The sequence below is a fragment of the Candidatus Phytoplasma pruni genome (genome assembly GCF_013391955.1).
Classification (GTDB): Bacteria; Bacillota_I; Bacilli_A; order Acholeplasmatales; family Acholeplasmataceae; genus Phytoplasma.
This window is the reverse complement of sequence record NZ_JABUOH010000038.1, coordinates 1-1,535: the sequence shown is the minus strand read 5'-3', so window position 1 is coordinate 1,535 and position 1,535 is coordinate 1. Positions and strand designations below refer to the sequence as shown.

The window sequence follows — 1,535 nt, the reverse complement described above, 5'->3', positions numbered from 1 at the left end:
CGTAAACCAATTCAAAGCTGAAATGACCTCTATGAAAAACAACCCCGATAAACCTATTTTCTTAATCGGTACTACGAACCACGCCGACCAAATCGAAGACGCTATGTTAGACCGTTTCACATACAAAATCGAAGTATTCTTACCTGATTTAGACGCTGTCAAAGCCGCTCTTAACCGTTTAGCTAAAAAAATGCAATTAACTGACGAAGCCAAAAACTACCTCCAAAACGAAATGGCAACAAAAATCCATCAACACGACGAATTAAGATCATTCCGCAGCATGGGAAATTACATGCAAAAAGCCGCCTACATCGCCTACTCTCAACACAAAGAAAAAGTTGGTAAAGAACAACTCGACGCCGCTTTCGCCTCCCTAGCCCAAAGAACACCCTTGAATGACAAATATTTAGAATCACTACCTGACGTTCCGGCCCTCGATCTTAACAACCCCACTCCCGAAGAAATCAAAGCCGCTCTACCATCCGACCTGCAAGACGACACAACCTTAACCATCGATCCTACTGCCAAAACAGTTAAAATCACCGCCAATCCAACAAACTCCAAATACACAGGCGAAATAGAAGTGGCATACACAACCACCACCAAACCTGCTCCAACCCCTGAACCAAACAACACCCCAGACAAAAAATAACCCACCCCCTCATCTAAGACCCTAATCCATTTAGGGTCTTTTTCATTGAAAAAATTAGCCAAAATTATCATTCTCTCCCCCAACCCAAAGGAGGTCGATCGCCTAAAATCAACAACAACCACACACCACGCTCCGGCAATCCCACAACCCACACCAAACAAAAACGAAAAAAGGAGAAACCCAATGTCCCGTCTCAAACAATATCTCAAAACATCCCCCAAAAAATTCACCCTTTTCATCATCCTATCTCTGATTCTCATTTCTACCATTATCATTTCTGCCTCCACCTCTGTCTATAAATTACAACCTCAATATAGAGTTGAGGTAAAAGAAACCTTCGAAATCCCACTTCCGTACAGAATTTTTCAAGACCATCCCGACGGTGGCAAATTAATTCTCTATCTTGATTCATCGTTAGAGAAAACCTCCAAATTTACCTGGTATGAAACAGACGGTTCTGTCAAAGTAATCTCCGACTACGATCCCATCACCGGTAAAATAGCTAAAAACACCCACTTTTACTCTAATGGTTCCATCCGTTCCATCCTCACATTTTTTCCCGACGGTTCCATGGCTACATCTATTGTTTATGACAACAACGCTGAAAATTCCCTCAAATACATCATCCCTGACTCAGATTATCAAGAACGTCCTCTTAAACCCTCAGATTTAACCCCCCAAGAACAAAACGATATTCATCAAGAAAAACGCGCTTCCCAAGAATCATATCGTTCTTCTCTCCAAGATTACCAATCCATCTAAAACCAAAATCAACAACAACCACACACCACGCTCCGGCAATCCACACAACTCACCCCAAACAAAAACGAAAAAAGGAGGCACAACAACATGCCAAAAAAACAATCCCCCAAAAAGAAACCCA

The 1,535-nt window shown here is 42.1% G+C and carries 2 protein-coding genes; both read left to right on the top strand.

Features of this window, described 5'->3' with window-relative positions:
• A partial coding sequence (locus HR065_RS01350; RefSeq protein WP_178734128.1) for an AAA family ATPase occupies positions 1-652 on the top strand: 652 nt, incomplete at its 5' end.
• Positions 653-835: 183 nt separating this feature from the next.
• Positions 836-1,414 carry a DUF2963 domain-containing protein gene (locus tag HR065_RS01345; protein ID WP_178734127.1) on the top strand — a complete coding sequence of 193 codons (579 nt, stop codon included), beginning with the start codon at positions 836-838 and terminating at the stop codon, positions 1,412-1,414.
• Positions 1,415-1,535 lie beyond the last annotated feature (121 nt).

Bases quoted from the DNA above. Each gene is read 5' to 3' on its own strand.
- HR065_RS01345 (WP_178734127.1), top strand. From the start codon at position 836: ATGTCCCGTCTCAAACAATATCTCAAAACATCCCCCAAAAAATTCACC.